At 71.7% G+C, this 14,133-nt stretch carries 11 protein-coding genes; 9 read left to right on the top strand and 2 right to left on the bottom strand.

What is annotated here, in order from left to right:
• Nucleotides 1-168: 168 nt before the first annotated feature.
• From D3272_RS15550 to D3272_RS15530, 5 genes are all read left to right on the top strand, one after another.
• Nucleotides 169-1,404, top strand: a complete 1,236-nt coding sequence (locus tag D3272_RS15550) for a glycosyltransferase family protein (RefSeq protein ID WP_129220114.1) — start codon at nt 169-171, stop codon at nt 1,402-1,404.
• Nucleotides 1,401-2,660 carry a glycosyltransferase family 4 protein gene (locus tag D3272_RS15545; RefSeq protein WP_129220113.1) on the top strand — a complete coding sequence of 420 codons (1,260 nt, stop codon included), beginning with the start codon at nt 1,401-1,403 and terminating at the stop codon, nt 2,658-2,660. Before D3272_RS15550 ends, D3272_RS15545 begins: the two co-directional genes overlap by 4 nt.
• Nucleotides 2,661-2,667: 7 nt before the next feature.
• Nucleotides 2,668-3,813 carry a glycosyltransferase family protein gene (locus D3272_RS15540; RefSeq protein WP_129220112.1) on the top strand — a complete coding sequence of 382 codons (1,146 nt, stop codon included), beginning with the start codon at nt 2,668-2,670 and terminating at the stop codon, nt 3,811-3,813.
• A 389-nt stretch (nt 3,814-4,202) separates the two neighbouring features.
• The gene (locus D3272_RS27980) at nt 4,203-6,914 is read left to right on the top strand and encodes an ABC transporter transmembrane domain-containing protein (protein ID WP_165361372.1); all 2,712 of its coding nucleotides are present in this window, start codon (nt 4,203-4,205) and stop codon (nt 6,912-6,914) included.
• A gap of 67 nt (nt 6,915-6,981) precedes the next feature.
• Complete coding sequence (locus D3272_RS15530) at nt 6,982-7,446, top strand: Crp/Fnr family transcriptional regulator (protein ID WP_245496593.1); 465 nt, start codon at nt 6,982-6,984, stop codon at nt 7,444-7,446.
• A gap of 60 nt (nt 7,447-7,506) precedes the next feature.
• On the opposite strand, the gene D3272_RS15525 is transcribed toward D3272_RS15530, so the two are convergent.
• Both D3272_RS15525 and D3272_RS15520 read right to left on the bottom strand, forming a co-directional pair.
• Nucleotides 7,507-8,559: a hypothetical protein gene (locus D3272_RS15525; RefSeq protein ID WP_129220109.1), complete on the bottom strand. Its 1,053-nt coding sequence runs from the start codon at nt 8,557-8,559 to the stop codon at nt 7,507-7,509.
• 49 nt (nt 8,560-8,608) lie between these two features.
• Entirely contained in the window at nt 8,609-9,640 is a 1,032-nt protein-coding gene (locus tag D3272_RS15520; protein ID WP_129220108.1) for an endonuclease/exonuclease/phosphatase family protein, read from the bottom strand.
• A gap of 182 nt (nt 9,641-9,822) precedes the next feature.
• Here D3272_RS15520 and D3272_RS15515 point away from each other — a divergent pair, with 182 nt between their 5' ends.
• The 4 genes from D3272_RS15515 to D3272_RS15500 all read left to right on the top strand — a co-directional run bounded on the left by D3272_RS15515 (nt 9,823) and on the right by D3272_RS15500 (nt 14,119).
• Nucleotides 9,823-11,160, top strand: a complete 1,338-nt coding sequence (locus D3272_RS15515) for an extracellular solute-binding protein (protein WP_129220107.1) — start codon at nt 9,823-9,825, stop codon at nt 11,158-11,160.
• Between the two features lie 73 nt (nt 11,161-11,233).
• Nucleotides 11,234-12,118, top strand: coding sequence for a carbohydrate ABC transporter permease (locus D3272_RS15510; protein ID WP_129220133.1), 885 nt, complete (start codon nt 11,234-11,236; stop codon nt 12,116-12,118).
• Nucleotides 12,119-12,128: 10 nt separating this feature from the next.
• Complete coding sequence (gene ugpE / locus D3272_RS15505; protein ID WP_129220106.1) at nt 12,129-13,019, top strand: sn-glycerol-3-phosphate ABC transporter permease UgpE; 891 nt, start codon at nt 12,129-12,131, stop codon at nt 13,017-13,019.
• Nucleotides 13,020-13,030: 11 nt separating this feature from the next.
• A complete protein-coding gene (locus D3272_RS15500) occupies nt 13,031-14,119 on the top strand; it encodes an ABC transporter ATP-binding protein (protein ID WP_129220105.1) in 1,089 nt (362 codons plus the stop codon).
• The last annotated feature ends 14 nt before the right edge of the window (nt 14,120-14,133 follow it).

The following is a 14,133-nucleotide window of genomic DNA, read 5'->3' as shown; positions in this document are numbered from 1 at the left end:
GCCACACACGAGCCTCGGCGCAAAACCACCCGTCAGCCGCCTCGCACTCGACAAGGACAACCTATTGAGGCTCCACATCTAGCCAGCCCCGGCGCGGCCCGCTATCGTGACGCGGCGGGAGGCCGCATGTGCCCCATGCTGACGTGGTGCGGACGGGGTCAATCACGGATGCTTCACTCGGTCGACCGGCTCCGGCACGCCCGCATCCTCATGTACAGCCACGACACGTTCGGGCTCGGCCATCTCCGTCGCTGCCGCGCCATCGCCCATGCCCTGGTGGAGCGGTTCAAGGGCCTGCAGGTGCTCATCGTGTCGGGCTCCTCCATCGCCGGGGCCTTCGAGTTCCGCACCCGGGTCGACTTCCTCAAGATCCCCAGCGTCATCAAGCTCTACAACGGCGAATACACGCCGCTGGCCGAACACACCGACCTCGACGACACGCTGGCGTTGCGACGCTCCGTCATCCAGAGCACGGCCGAAAGCTTCGTCCCCGACATCCTCATCGTCGACAAGGAGCCGCTGGGGCTGCGGGGCGAACTCGAACCCACGCTGCATTGGCTGAAGGCGCGCGGCGCCACCCTGGTGCTGGGCCTGCGCGACGTGATGGATTCGCCCGCCCAGCTCGCCGCCGAATGGGCGCGGGCCGACGTGCTGTCCAAGATGGAGGCGCTCTACGACGCCGTCTGGGTCTACGGCCCGGGCGACTTCCACGATCCCCTCATGGGCCTCGACGCCCCGGCGGGGCTGCGGGCCCGGCTCGACTGGACCGGGTTCCTGCGACGCGAAGTGCCGAGCGGCCCGACCCCGACCCTCGCCGCCATGCCGCCCGACGCCCTGCTCGTCACGGTGGGTGGGGGCGGGGACGGGGCCGAGCTGATGCACCAGGTCATCGCCGCCCACGACCACGACCCGACGCTCGACTGGCCGGTCGTGATGGTGCTGGGCCCCTTCATGAAGGCGGAGGAGCGCGACGACCTGCGCCGCCGCGCCGCCTCGCACCGCGCCCTGCACCTCATCGACTTCGACAACCGCCCCGAGATCCTGATGGAAAGCGCGGCCGGCGTGGTGGCCATGGGGGGCTACAACACGTTCTGCGAGATCCTGTCGCTCGACAAGCGCGCCCTCATCGTGCCCCGCGTCAAGCCGCGCGAGGAGCAGCTGATCCGCGCCCGCCGCGCCCAGGCCCTCGGGCTCGTCGACATGCTGCGGCCCGAGGAGGCGGCGGAGCCCGCCCGCCTCGCCGCCGCCTTGCGCGCGCTCCCGCGCCGCGCCGTCCCGTCCCGCGCCGCGCCCGGCCTCGACCTCGGCGGGCTCGACCGCATCGCCGACCTCGTGGGCCGCATCATGGCGGCCCGCGGGGGGCCGCCCCGCCGCGCCCGCCTCGAGCGCGGGACCGGAGCGTGACGGGTCCCCACGTCTTCGTCCTCAAGGGCTATCCCCGGCTGTCGGAAACCTTCATCGCCGAGGAGATCCTCGGCCTCGAGCGGCGGGGCCTCGACATCCGCATCGTCGCCCTGCGCCGCCCGACCGACGACAGCGTCCATCCGGTCCACGGCGAGATCCGGGCGCCCGTCGCCTACCTGCCCGAATACCTGCACGACGCCCCCCTGCGGGTGCTCGGCGCCTGGTGGCGGGTCCGCCGCCGTCCCGGCTACGGCACGGCGCTGCGGCGCTTCCTCGCCGACCTGCGCCGCGACCCGACCCGCAACCGCCTGCGGCGCTTCGGCCAGGCCCTGGTGCTCGTCGACGACCTGCCGGCCGGGGCGGCCCACCTCCACGCCCATTTCATCCACACGCCGGCGAGCGTCACCGCCTATGCGGCCCTGGTGACGGGCCTGCCCTGGACGTGTTCGGCCCATGCCAAGGACATTTGGACCTCGCCCGACTGGGAGCTCGCCGGCAAGCTCGCGGCGGCCCGCTGGACCGTGACCTGCACGCGCGCCGGGCGGGACCGGCTCGCCGCCCTGGCGCCGGCGGACCGGCCGGTGCGGCTCGGCTATCACGGCCTCGCGCTCGACCGGTTCCGGCCCCTGCCCCTGCTGCGGCCGCGGCGCGACGGCGCGGACCCGGACGACCCCGTGCGGCTGCTCGCGGTCGGCCGCGCGGTCGAGAAGAAGGGCTTCGACGTGCTGCTCGACGCCCTCGCCCGGCTGCCGCCGGACCGCCACTGGCGGCTGACCCACGTGGGGGGCGGGCCGGAACGCGCCGCGCTCGAGGCCCGCGCCGAGCGCCACGGCATCGCCGGCCGGATCGCCTGGCTGGGCCCGCGCGACCAGGCCGCCGTCCTCGCCGAATACCGGGCCGCCGACCTCTTCGCCCTGCCCTGCCGGGTGGCGGGCGACGGCGATCGCGACGGCCTGCCCAACGTGCTGGTGGAAGCCCAGAGCCAGGGCCTCGCCTGCGTGTCGACCGCGGTCGGCGGCGTGCCCGAGCTGATCGGCGACGGCGTCAACGGCCGCCTCGTGCCCCCCGACGATCCCGAAGCCCTGGCGGGGGCCCTCCTGGCGCTGATCGGCGATCCCGACCGGCGCCGCGCCCTGGGGCGGGCCGGGCAGGCGCGCGTCGCACGCGACTTCGATTCCGCCGCCAGCCTCGACACGCTGGCGGGCTATTTCGGCGAGGTCCCGGCCCGGGACGCCGCGCCGGCCGCGGCCGAATAGCCCGCCGATGCAGACCCGCGTCCTGTTCTACGTCCAGCACCTGCTCGGCATCGGCCACCTCGTCCGGGCGGGCCGCATCGCCGCCGCCCTGGCGGACAGCTTCGAGGTGCTGCTCGTGGTGGGGGGCGAACTGCCGCCCGGGCTCCTGCCCGACGGCATCAGCCTCTTCGTGCTGCCGCCGGTGAAGGCGGGGCCGGCAGGCTTCTCGTCGCTCGTCCACCCCGACGGGCGCCCCTTCGGGCCGCAGGACAAGGCGGAGCGCCGCGACCTGCTGCTGGGCTGCTTCGACGCGTTCGTGCCCGAGGTGGTGCTGGTCGAAGCCTTCCCGTTCGGCCGGCGGGCCATGCGCTTCGAACTGATCCCGCTGCTGGAGCGCGCCGTCGCGGCCGCCCATCGCCCGCTCATCGCCTGCTCGGTGCGCGACATCCTGCAGGAGGCCCGGCCCGAGCGCCGCGCGGAAACGTTGGACCTGATCCGCCGCTACATCGGCCTCGTGCTGGTCCACGGCGACCCGCGCCTCGCCCCGCTTTCCGCGTCCTTTCCCGAGGCCGCCGAGATCGCCGACCTCATCGCCTATACGGGGCTGGTGGGGCCCCGCCACGAGGGGCTGCTGCACGGCCCCGTGCCGCCGCCCGACGACGAGGTCTTCGACGTCGTGGTGTCGGTCGGCGGGGGCGCGGTCGGGGCGAGGCTGCTCGCGGCCGCGCTGGCGGCCCGCCCGCTCACGCGCCTGGCCGGGGCGCGCTGGCTGGTGCTCGCCGGCCCCAATGCGGCGGACCTGCCCGCGCCGCCGGACCGCGACGGCGGCGTCACGGTGCGGGCCTTCGTCCCGGACCTCGCCGCGCGGCTGGCCCGGGCGCAGGTGTCCATCTCCCAGGCCGGCTACAACACGGTGGCGGACCTCGTGGCGGCGCGCTGCCGCGCCGTCCTGGTGCCCTATGCCGAGGGTGGCGAGACCGAGCAGGCGCGGCGGGCGGCGCTGCTGGAAGCCCGCGGCCTCGCCGTGGTGGTGGACGAGGCGGCGCTCGACCCCGCCGGGCTCGCCCGGGCGGTCGACCGGGCGCTCGACATGCCACCGCCCGAAGCGGGGCCGTCGCTCGACGGCGCGACCTTCACGCGGCTCGCCGTGGAGCGCCGGCTCGGCATGGGTTGACGAGGATCGGGTCGACGGGGTCGGGCCGAACCGGCCCTCCCGCCCCAAGGCTCCGAATTCAGGTCAACGGCGCCGCTTCGCCCTTCTCCCCTGTGGGGAGAAGGTGGCGCGAAGCGCCGGATGAGGGGTGCTGAACGCCACGAAGCGTCAATGCACCGACGATGGGCGGGGCTCCCCACCCTCATCCGACGCCGCTGCGCGGCGCCACCTTCTCCCGCCAGCGGGAGAAGGGCGCTCCGACGGTTCCACGCCAACCCGAGTTCGGAGCCGAACCCCGCCCACACGGCGCTTGCCCTGGACGGCACTTGGGCCGATGATGGCAGGGTTCGGCTCATGCCGGCCCACACCTGTTTCCCGGCACGATGCGCCGGGCCGGAGCGAAGCACGGCATGGAGGCCAGCCTCTTCCGCTATATCTGGAACGAGACCCGGCGTGAGCAGATCTGGATCCTGTTCATCATCCTGGCCTCGATGCCGTTCAGCTTCCTCATGCTGGACCTCCCGAAATACATCGTCAACGGCCCCATCCAGGCCAAGGGCTTCGAGACCGCAGGCGCCACCCAGCATTATTTCCAGCTGAAGATCCCGGTCCCCGCCGCGTTGAAGCGCGAAGGCTTCGTCGAGGTGCTGCACGGCTTCGACCTCGACCGGATCTGGTCGCTGGTGATGCTGTCCGGGGCCTTCCTACTGCTGGTCATCATCAACGGGCTGTTCAAGTACTACATCAATTTCTACAAGGGGCGGCTCGGCGAGCGCATGCTCGGGCAGTTCCGCTACGAGCTGATGGACCGGGTGCTGCGCTTTCCCTTGAGCGAGTTCCGGCGCGTCAAGGGCGCCGAGGTCGCCACCATGATCCGCGACGAGGTGGAACCGCTCGGCGGCTTCATCGGCGACGCCATCGTGCAGCCCGTGTTCCTCCTCGGCCAGATCGCCACCGCCATCGTCTTCATCCTGGTGCAGAACCCGTTCCTCGGGCTCATCGCCATCACGCTTCTGGTCGTGCAGGGCCTCGTCATCCCGCGGCTCCGGCGCCGGCAGCTGATCCTCGGCCGCCAGCGCCAGCTGGAATCGCGCGCCCTCGCCGGCGTCGTCGGGGAGATCGTCGACGGCATCACGGCGGTGCACACCAACGACGCCTCGGACTTCCAGCGGGCCGACCTCGCCAGCCGGCTCGTCAAGATCTTCGGCATCCGGTTCGAGCTCTACCAGCGCAAGTTCTTCGTCAAGTTCCTGAACAACCTGCTGGCGCAGATCACGCCCTTCCTGTTCTACATGGTGGGGGGGTTCCTCGCCATCATGGGGACGCTGAACATCGGCCAGCTCGTGGCGGTGATCTCGGCCTACAAGGACCTGCCGTCGCCGGTGAAGGACCTCATCGACTGGGACCAGCAGCGGCTCGACGTCGAGGTGAAATACGAGCAGATCATCGAGCAGTTCTCGGTCGATCCGGCGGTGGAGCTGCTGCCTCCGCCGGATGCCGACGAGCCCCTGCCCCATCTCGCCGGCGAGGTGGCGCTGTCCAACGCCACGGTGGCGGACAGCAACGGCACGCGGCTGCTCGACAACGCCACCTTCCGCATGGGCGTGGGCGACGTGGTGGCGCTCGAGGGCGGGACGAGCAGCGGCTCCGAGACGATCGTCGAGGTCCTGGCCCGGCTGCAGGTCCTCGACGGCGGCCGCGTCACCATCGGCGAGACGGACCTGAAAGACCTGCCCGTCGCCCTGACGGGCCGGCGCATCTCCTTCGCCGGGGTCGACACCTTCTTCCCGCAGGGGACGATCGAGGAGGCCATGCTGTTCGGCATCCGCCACACGCGGCGCCCGCCCGGCGCCCCGGGCCGCTACGACATCATCAAGTCGCGCGGCAACAACCTCGACGTCGCGGCCGATTGGATCGACTACGAGGCCGCCGGCGCCACCGGGCTCGAGGACCTCGGCGAGCGCATGCGCGACGCGCTGGTGATGGTCGACCTCGAACACGACATCCTGGCCTTCGGCCTGAACCGCCGCATCTCCGAGATGTGGGACGAGGCGGCCGAGCGCTTCGTCGAGGCGCGCGGCATCCTGCGCGAGAAGCTCGACGCCGCCGGCATGACGGGGCTCGTCGAGCCCTTCGACCCCGAACACTACAATTCGCAGTCGACGATCGGCGAGAACCTGATCTTCGGCACCCCGCTCGACGACACGTTCAGCCTTCGCCAGCTCGGCTCGAACCCGATCGTCCGCCAGGTCCTGGCCGAGCACCAGCTCGACGCCGCGCTCTTCGCCATGGGCAAGGACATCGCCTCGACGATCCTCGAAGTCTTCGACGGGCTCGAAGCGGACAGCCCGCTGTTCGAGCAGCTGAGCCTCATGGCGCCCGACCAGTTCGCCGACTACCAGGCGGCGCTGAAGCGCGTCGGCTCGCGCGGCTTCGCCAAGGCGGCCTCGGGCGACCAGGCCGTGTTCCTCGACCTCGCCTTCGGCTACATCGAGCCGCGCGACCGCCTGGGCCTGCTCACCGGCGACCTCGAACTGAGCCTGCTCGACGCCCGCCGCGCCTTCTACGACGCGCTCGGCGAGGACCAGCAATCCATCGCCTTCTACCACCCCGACCTCTACAACGAGGCCGCCAGCGTGAAGGACAACGTCCTCATGGGCCGCGTCGCCTTCGGCATCGCCGAGGCCGAGTCGCGGGTGGCGGCCGCCGTGCGGGCCACGATCGACGAACTCGGCCTGCGCCCCATCGTGTTCCACACCGGCCTGTCCTTCAACATCGGCTCGGGCGGCAAGCGCCTGGGCGCCGCCCAGCGCCAGAAGCTCGCCATGGCGCGGGCGCTGCTGCGCCGGCCCGACCTGCTGCTGGTGCACCGCGGGCTGATGCAGCTCGACCCCGCCAGCCAGGACGCCATCGTGGGCCGCATCGTGGCGGCGAGCCGGGGGGATGCGGCGGACCGGCCGGGCTTCGGCATCCTGTGGAACCTGGAAAACGAGGGCTTGGCACACCACTTCGATCGCGTGGTCCAGATGGAGAACGGCAGGGTCGCGTCGGACTCGGCCCAAGGCGACGCCGAGGGCGTCCCCCGCCAGGACGAGCGAGAGCCGATGCGCGCTTCCGCGTGACCGACGCGCGCCGGGTCCGAGATGCGAGCCTCACCGCGGGCTCTCGAAAGGTCAGGGGGAACGAGCCGTGAGCCTGTTGAAGGAAGACGTCGAGGTTCTGCGCGAGGTCCCGATCTTCGCCTCCGTCGACCCGTCGAAGCTGAAGCTCCTCGCCTTCGCGTCCCAGCGCCTGAAGTTCGACGCCGGGCAGGTGCTCTGCAACGAGGGCGAAGTCGGCGACCGCGCCTTCGTCATCGTCAAGGGATCGGCCGACGTCTTCGTCAAGGCGGGCGACACGGAGGTGAAGGTCGCCACCGTGGGCCGCAACGACTTCATCGGCGACATGGCCATCCTGTGCGACCGGCCCCGCTCCGCCACCGTCACGGCGGCGACGTCCTGCGAAACGCTGGTCATCGGCAAGACCCAGCTCATGGGGCTGCTGAAGAGCTTCCCCGACATGGGCATCGCCATGATGCGCGTCCTGGCCTTCCGCCTGGAGCGCACCAACCGCGCCCTGGCCCAGGCCGAACTCGACCGCTTCCACGCCCATTAAGGGGCGGGGCGCGCGGGATCCACTCGGACAGGGTCGCGGGCGGGAATTCGGAGCCCCGGCTCACGGCCCCGCGGGGTCACGCCGCTTGAAGCCCATCGTGCCGGCTTCGGCGTCGTAGAGCACCGCGTAGGACAGGTAGGGCAGCGATCCGACGCTGATCTCGGCGCTCCCCTCCGGCCCGCGCCGCGGGTGCAGCAGCACGCGGCTGGCGTAATCGGCGCCCGACGTGAAGGGCACGCTCAGCGGACCGTCGGCGCCGCCGATCTCGATCCTGGCCTTGCGCCCCGCGCCCCAGGGCTTCGGGCCCCCGACCGTGTCGGTGGCGACCGACAGGCCGGGCGCGCCGCTGTCGAGCAGGGTGCGGCCGCAGAAGCGCTCGCCCCCGTCCTCGACGAGGCAGCCCGCCAGCGCGGCATCGGCCCAGCCGGCGAGGTGGCTCGACAGGTCGGCCTGGGGGCTCAGCTTGACGAGGGCGAAGCCGGCGCGGTCGGTCTCGTCGGGGTCGATGATGAGGTGGCCCGGCTCCGCGCTGCCCGGCCGCGGGAGCGTCAGGATCCAGCTGCGGGGGCCGGCGGCGGTCAGCGGGTTCTGGGCGCTGTCGTCGCTGGCCGCCCGGCGCAGCGACAGGCCCAGGATGGCCTGGAAGCCCTGCCCCGGGATGCCGTCGCCGGCGATGCGGTAGTCCTCGGGCTTGACCTTGGCGGCCGCGCATTCGGGCCTGCCCTCGGCGCAGGCGACGCGCTCGACGAGGTGGAACAGCACCGGCGCGCCCGTCAGCGCCGGCCCGATGCCCACCACGGCGCGGGCCAGGACGCCGTCGAACTTGGCGCCGCCGCCGAAGGCGTAGCTGCGGTGCTGCGTCGTGGCCTGGTACCGGCCGGGCTCCAGGGCGCCCTTCAGCACCCGCAGCCCGAAGGAGCCGGTGTCGAGCTCGGCCTCGACCGGCGGGCCGCCGCCGACCGTGACGGGCACGGAATAGCGCGGGTCGCCGTCCGGCAGCACCGTCAGGTGCACCGGCACGTCGACCCGCTCCGCCGCCCGGGCGGGGATCGCCGGGCCGAGGAGTGCGGCGGCGAGGGCGAGGGCGGGCAGGGATGATGTCGGCTGCGGCATGGGTTCCATCACGGGAGGCCGCACAGTGTCGCGAGGCGTCCCGGCGCTTTCATGGCGCCGCGATGGTCACGGCCACGAGGTCGTGGTCCGAGATCGCGAGCCCGTCCGGCCCGAGCGCCGGCACGGTGGCGGGAGCCCGGGCGGAAACGCCGCGCACCAGAAGCCAGTCGATCCGGGTGAAGGGCGGCAGCGGCGCGCCGTCGGGCCGCGTGCGGCTGGTGACGTCGGCCGTGTTGCTCCCGGCCCAGGCGAAGCCCGCCGCCGCCGCGGCCGCGAAGAGCGGCTCCAGCACCGAGGGATCGCGCAGCGCCGCCTCGGGCAGGGCGTCGCCGCGCGGCAGCGCCAGCGTGTTGAGGTCCCCGCCGATCACGCAGGGCGCGTCGCCGATCCGCTCCGAAAGGGCGGCGAGCAGGCGGCGCATCTGCGCGGCGCGCAGCTCGGGCGTGCTGCGGCTTTCGAGGTGGACCTCGACGACCCACAGGGGCCGGGGCGCGTCGGCGAGGCGCGCCGCCAGCGCCATGCGGCTGCCGAGACGGCGCTGCGCGGCGCTCGCCGCCGCGCCGAACCAGGCACCGCCGTCGTCGAGCCGCACCATGAAGGCGTCGGCCAGGCGGAAGCGCGACAGGATGGCGTTGCCGTGGAACCCCGCCGCGTTGCGCTCCCCCGCGTGCCAGCGCGTTTCGCGGGCGTCGCCGAGGCCGAGCTCGACGAATTCGACGCCGTAGACGTGGTCCATGCCGAGCAGGGCGGCGAGAACCGCGGCCGTGTCGCGGTTGCCCGAGCGCGCCATGCCGAGGTCGACCTCGCTGAGGAGCGCGATGTCGGCGCCCGCCCGGTCGAGCAGGGCCGCCGAGGCCGCGAGGTGCTTCAGCCGCTCGGCGTTCCAGGCGGCGACCCGCAGCACGGAGGGCACCGCCGGCGGGTCGGCTGCCTGCGAGGAGACGAGCCCGGCCAGCGCCGGCACCCGCGCGGCGAGCGCGTCGTGCCGGGCGGGATCGGGCGGTCCCGACAGGGCCTCGGCGTGAAGGTCGGGGTCGAGCGGGGCGAGGCTCCGCAGCATGGCGTCGACGGTGGGCGGCATGGGGTTCCCGAATCGGCGGAGCCTGCGGTCCGCCACCCCTTGTCGGAGCGGGACGGCCCTGTCCAGGCCCCGGCCCGCCGCCCGGTTTCACCCGATCGTCACATCATCTTCGGCGGACCGTCATGGGGAGCCGCTAACCGCAGGGCCGAGCCGCCGAAACCACAGCCGTCAGGACTTCGCCCATGCGCCGCGCCCTCCTCGCTTCCGCCGCCACGCTTCTGATCCTCGGCACGCCCGCCGCCCAGGCGGAGGGGCGGCAGAAGTTCGAATTCTGGTACGGCCTCACCGGGCAGCTCGGCGACGTGGTGCAGAACCAGTGCAAGCTGTTCAACGATGCGCAGGACAAGTACGAGGCCGTCTGCGTCGGCCAGGGCGGCTACGACAAGGCCGAGCAGAACACGATCGCCGCCTACCGCTCCCACCAGCAGCCCACGATCGTGCAGGTCTACGACGCCGGCACCGTCAACTTCCTCCTGTCGGGCGCCGTCTACCCGGCCGACAAGTTCGACCAGGACTTCAAGCTCGGCATCGACTGGAAGAGCTACTACCCGGCCATCCGCGATTTCTACGGCACGTCGCAGGGCACGATGTGGTCCTTCCCGTATAATTCCTCGACGGCCGTGCTCTATTGGAACAAGGATGCCTGGGCCAAGATCGGCAAGACGGCGGCGCCCAAAACCTGGGAGGAATTCGGCGAGGACCTGGCGGCGCTGAAGAAGGCCGGCGTCGAGTGCCCCTTCGCGCATGACTTCGATCCCTGGCCGATCCTCGAGCAGTTCTCGGCCATCAATGCCGTGCCGGTCGCGACGGAGGAGAACGGCTTCAAGGGCCTCGACGCCAAGCTCACCTTCAACCACACGATCTTCGTCGACTTCATGAAGGACGTGAAGGGCTGGGTCGACCGGGGCGAGGCCAAGCTCGTCACCCTGTCGAGCGGCGTCAACAAGCGCGACGCCTTCGCCAACGGCGTCTGCGCGTCCCACCTCAACTCCATCGCGGATTATTCCGCCATCAAGGCGGTCGCCAAGCCCGACCTCAACTTCGGCGTCGCCATGCTGCCGGTGTACAAGGGCCAGGAACGGCACAACTCCACCATCGGCGGCGCCTCGCTCTGGGTCATGGCGGGCAAGTCGCCGGCCGAATACGAGGCCGCCGCGGCCTTCCTGAAATACGTCACGGCGCCCAGGACGGGCGAAGAATACATCGTCGACAACACCGGCTACATCCCGGTGACGACCGCCGGGCAGAAGCTCGTCGAGGACAACGGCTTCTACAAGGACCCGAAACACGCCGGCCGCGAGGTCGCCATCGCGTCGCTGACCGCCTCGCCGGTCGGCCCACTGACCCACGGCATCCGCCTCGGCAACTACACCAGCATCCGCGCCATCGTGCGCTCGGAGCTCGAAGCCGCCTTCACGGGCAAGAAGGACATGCAGGCCGCCATGGACGACGCCGTCGCCCAGGGCAACGAGGTGCTGTCCCGCTACGCCCAGACCATGCGGGGCAAGACCCTGCCCTGATGGCGCCGCCCGCTCCCGGGCCGCTTCGGCCCGGGCCGCCCCAACGCAGACCCGCCCCAACGCAGACCCCGTGATGCAGAAGCGAGCGACGTTCCGAAACCTGTGGCTCGCCTCGGCCTTCATCGCGCCGCAACTGCTGCTGGTCTTCGTGTTCTTCTACTGGCCGACCGCCCAGGCCGCCTATTGGGCGGTGACGCTGGAGCCGGCCTTCGGGGGCGGCAACCAGTTCGTCGGGCTCGAGAACTTCCGCGCCGTCTTCGCCGATGCCAATTACTGGGCGTCGGTCGGCGCCTCCCTGCTCTTCGCCGTCGGCTGCACGGCGGTGGCCGTCGGCGCCGCCCTGGTGCTGGCGCTCTTCGCCGACCGGGGCCTCAGGGGCCACCGGCTCTACCGCTTCACCTTCTTCCTGCCCTATGCGGTGCCGGCCGCCGCCGTGGGCCTCACCTTCCGCTTCATCTTCTCGCCCGATGCCGGCCTGCTGGCGGGCATCAACCACGTGGTCCCCGGCCTGTGGAACCCCGCCCTCGACGGCAACGACGCCTTCGTGCTGGTGCTGCTCGGGCAGAGCTGGAAGATGATCGGCTACAACTTCGTCTTCCTGCTCGCCGCCCTGCAGAACCTGCCGCGCACCACCATCGAGGCCGCCGCCATGGACGGCGCCGGCGTGCTGCGCCGCATGTGGGACCTGCAGGTGCCGCTGCTGACGCCGACCCTGTTCTTCCTGCTGATGGTCAACATCACCGACAGCTTCGTCGACAGCTTCGCCCTCATCGACGTCACGACCCACGGCGGCCCGGCCCGCGCCACCATGCTGATGGTATACAAGATCTACCTCGACGGCTTCGAATCGAAGGATTACTCGCTCGCCGCCGCCCAGAGCATGGTGCTGATGGCGCTGATCATCGGCCTCACCGTGATCCAGTTCCGCGTCGTCGAGCGGCGCGTGCACTACCGGTGAGGAGCGCCCCATGATCGAACGCACCCCGCTCGTCAACCTGCTCACCCACCTCGTGCTGGTGGGCGGGCTCCTGGTGCTGCTGCTGCCCGTCTACGTGGTGGTGGTGGCGGCGAGCCACGATCTCGTCGCCGTCAACCAGGTGCCGATGCCGCTGCTCCCCGGTCACCACCTGTGGGAGAACCTCGCCGTCGCCTGGCAGAAGGGCAACTTCCGCAATGTCATGCTGACGTCGGTGATCGTCGCGGGCCTCGTGGCGGCGGGCAAGGTCGGGCTGTCCGCCATCTCGGCCTATTCCATCGTGTATTTCGACTACCGGCTGCGGATGGTGTTCTTCTGGATCATCTTCGCCACCCTGATGCTGCCGCTCGAGGTGCGGATCGTGCCGACCTATGCGGTGGCGGCCAATGCGCTCGAACCCTTCCAGGCGCTCTTCGACCTGTCGGGCCTCTCCGTCACGCTGCCGCGCTGGAACCTGCTCAACTCCTATTCGGGCCTCGTGCTGCCGCTGGTCGCCACCGCCACCGGCACCTTCCTCTACCGCCAATTCTTCATGACGATCCCGGACGAGCTCGCCGAGGCCGCCAAGATGGACGGCGCGGGCGCCTTCCGCTTCTTCAAGGACGTGATCCTGCCGCTGTCCGTCACCAACATGGCGGCGCTCGGCACCATCATGTTCGTCTATGCCTGGAACCAGTACCTGTGGCCCCTGCTGGTGGTGACCGACCAGAACTACGCGACGGCCTCGATGGAGCTCGGCCGCCTCGTGCCCAGCGCCTATGGCGAGGCGCCGGTCTGGAACACCGCCATGGCGGGCACGCTCATCGTCATGGCGCCGCCCCTCGCCGTGGTGGTGGTGCTGCAGCGCTGGTTCGTGCGCGGCCTCGTCGCGGTCGAGAAGTGAAGGAGAGCACCATGAGCGACATCGCCATCCGGGGCGTGCGCAAGTCCTACGGCAGGATCGAGACCGTGCACGGCCTCGACCTCGCCTTCGGGGCGGGCGAGTTCGTGGTCATCCTCGGGCCGTCGGGTTGCGGCAAGTCCACGCTGCTGCGCATGATCGCCGGCCTCGAAAGCATCACGGCGGGCGAGATCGCCATCGGCGGGCGGGTGGTCAACCGGCTCGAGCCGCGCGAGCGCGGCTGCGCCATGGTGTTCCAGAACTACGCCCTCTACCCGCACATGACGGTGGCGGAGAACATCGGCTACGCCCTGAAGGTGGCGGGCGTGCCCAAGGCCGAGCGGCTGCGGCGCATCGCCGAGGTCGGCCGCTCCATCGGGCTCGACGGGCTGCTCGACCGGCGCCCCGCGCAACTGTCGGGCGGCCAGCGCCAGCGCGTCGCCATGGGCCGCGCCATCATCCGCGAGCCCAAGGTCTTCCTCTTCGACGAGCCGCTGTCGAACCTGGACGCCACGCTGCGGGTGCAGATGCGGATCGAGATCCGCCGCCTGCACGACCGCCAGGGCGTCACCTCGGTCTTCGTCACCCACGACCAGACCGAGGCCATGACGCTGGCCGACAGGCTCGTCGTGCTCAACGCCGGACGCGTCGAGCAGGTGGGGACGCCCGAGGAGGTGTACCATCGGCCGGCTTCGCGCTTCGTCGCCGGCTTCGTGGGCTCGCCGCCCATGAACGTCGTCGACGCCACGGCCGCGGGGCCCGACACGGTGACGTTCGGCGGCCTCCAGCTCACGGTGCCGCCCCACGGCCTGGAGCGGGGGGCTCGCCTCGCCGTCGGCTTCCGCCCCGAAGACGCGGTGCCGACGGCACAGGCCGCGCCGGACGGCCCCGTGGCGGCCATCGACCTCGTCGAGGACCTCGGCGCCCTGCGCCTGCTGCGCGGACGGTTGGGGGGCGCCGACGTCGTCGTCCAGACCGCGGCGGGCACCCGGCACGGCCGCGGCCCGCTGCCGCTGCAGATCGCCCCGTCCGCCATCCACCTCTTCGACGCCGAGACCGGCCTGCGGCTCGCGCCCCGCGCCGTGCGGGCCGCGGCGGCCTGACGCGACCCGAGGCC

This window comes from Lichenibacterium ramalinae, assembly GCF_004137085.1.
GTDB classification, from domain to species: domain Bacteria; phylum Pseudomonadota; class Alphaproteobacteria; order Rhizobiales; family Beijerinckiaceae; genus Lichenihabitans; species Lichenihabitans ramalinae.
Note: the sequence above shows the minus strand (reverse complement) of the source record. Positions and strands in the feature narration are given on the sequence as shown.

Bases quoted from the DNA above. Each gene is read 5' to 3' on its own strand.
- D3272_RS15550 (WP_129220114.1), top strand. From the start codon at position 169: ATGCTTCACTCGGTCGACCGGCTCCGGCACGCCCGCATCCTCATGTAC.
- D3272_RS15540 (WP_129220112.1), top strand. From the start codon at position 2,668: ATGCAGACCCGCGTCCTGTTCTACGTCCAGCACCTGCTCGGCATCGGC.
- D3272_RS27980 (WP_165361372.1), top strand. From the start codon at position 4,203: ATGGAGGCCAGCCTCTTCCGCTATATCTGGAACGAGACCCGGCGTGAG.
- D3272_RS15525 (WP_129220109.1), bottom strand. From the start codon at position 8,559: ATGCCGCAGCCGACATCATCCCTGCCCGCCCTCGCCCTCGCCGCCGCA.
- D3272_RS15520 (WP_129220108.1), bottom strand. From the start codon at position 9,640: ATGCCGCCCACCGTCGACGCCATGCTGCGGAGCCTCGCCCCGCTCGAC.
- D3272_RS15515 (WP_129220107.1), top strand. From the start codon at position 9,823: ATGCGCCGCGCCCTCCTCGCTTCCGCCGCCACGCTTCTGATCCTCGGC.
- D3272_RS15510 (WP_129220133.1), top strand. From the start codon at position 11,234: ATGCAGAAGCGAGCGACGTTCCGAAACCTGTGGCTCGCCTCGGCCTTC.
- ugpE (WP_129220106.1), top strand. From the start codon at position 12,129: ATGATCGAACGCACCCCGCTCGTCAACCTGCTCACCCACCTCGTGCTG.
- D3272_RS15500 (WP_129220105.1), top strand. From the start codon at position 13,031: ATGAGCGACATCGCCATCCGGGGCGTGCGCAAGTCCTACGGCAGGATC.